Source organism: Protofrankia sp. Cr1, from assembly GCF_963555865.1.
In the GTDB taxonomy this organism is placed as follows: Bacteria; Actinomycetota; Actinomycetes; order Frankiales; family Frankiaceae; genus Protofrankia.
This window is the reverse complement of sequence record NZ_CAUVXO010000303.1, coordinates 1-1,356: the sequence shown is the minus strand read 5'-3', so window position 1 is coordinate 1,356 and position 1,356 is coordinate 1. Positions and strand designations below refer to the sequence as shown.

Below are 1,356 nucleotides of genomic sequence, written 5' to 3'. Positions count from 1 at the left end.
GTCCCAGTCTGTGTCGTTCTTACCAACGAGGTTCGTTATGACCACCCACGCCTCCGAGACGTCCAGCACGTCCAGCAGGTCCAGCAGGTCCAGCCCGTTCGCGGGACCGCCGGTCGACGATGTTCCCGCTGACGTTCCTGCCGATGTGCCCGCGGCTGATGCGTCCGCGGCCGCCTATGAGGCCGGCTTCACCGAATCGGCAGACGGGCGGATATACACGGTCACTGGCGGTGACTGGGAGCAGGTGCTCGGCGGCGGTGAGGACTACACCGAGCGGCTCACCGTCAACATGGGTCCGCAGCATCCATCCACTCACGGGGTGCTGCGCCTTGTCCTGGAGATCGAGGGCGAGACGGTCGTCCAGACCCGGGTCGTGATCGGTTACCTGCATACCGGGATCGAGAAGAGCTGCGAGTTCCGCACCTGGACGCAGGCGGTCACCTTCCTCACCCGGGCCGACTACCTCTCGCCGCTGTACAACGAGACGGCCTACTGCCTGGCGGTGGAGAAGCTGCTCGGTGTCACCGAGGAGGTCCCCGAGCGGGCGACCGTCATCCGGGTGCTGGTGATGGAACTCCAGCGGATCGCCTCCCACCTGGTGTGGCTCGCCACCGGAGCGATGGAGATCGGCGCCACCACGGGGATGATTTTCGGGTTCCGGGAGCGCGAGAAGATCCTGGATCTCCTGGAGACGATAACCGGTCTGCGGATGAACCACGCCTACATCCGACCCGGCGGACTGGCCCAGGACCTTCCCGACGGGGTTGAGCGCGATATCCGTGTCTTCCTCGACGACATGCCGAAACGGATCAAGGAATACCACGCGCTGCTGTCCGGGCAGCCGATCTGGAAGGGCCGCATGGTCGATGTCAACTACATCGATGCGGCCAGCTGTATCGCGCTCGGCGTGACCGGACCGGTGCTGCGTGCGGCCGGTCTGGCCTGGGACCTGCGCAAGACCATGCCGTACTGCGGTTACGAGACGTACGACTTCGACGTCCCCATTCTGTTGGAGGCCGACTCCTACGCCCGCTACCTCGTGCGGCTGGAGGAGATGGGCGAATCGATGAAGATCATCGAACAGTGCCTGGGTCGGCTGCGTCCCGGTCCGGTGATGATCGCAGACAAGAAGATCGCCTGGCCGGCGCAGCTGTCCATCGGCACCGACGGGATGGGTAACTCGCTCGATCACATCCGAACGATCATGGGTACCTCGATGGAAGCTCTGATCCACCACTTCAAGCTGGTCACCGAGGGCTTCCGGGTCCCGGCCGGGCAGGTGTACACGGCTGTGGAGTCACCCCGCGGCGAGCTGGGCTATCACGTCGTCAGCGGCGGCGGCACCAGGCCCTACCG

1 protein-coding gene is annotated in these 1,356 nt (G+C 65.0%); it reads left to right on the top strand.

Annotation, left to right across the window (positions count from 1 at the left end):
• Positions 1–37 precede the first annotated feature (37 nt).
• On the top strand, positions 38–1,356 hold a 1,319-nt coding region (locus U9980_RS19675), incomplete at its 3' end, for an NADH-quinone oxidoreductase subunit D (RefSeq protein ID WP_322769266.1).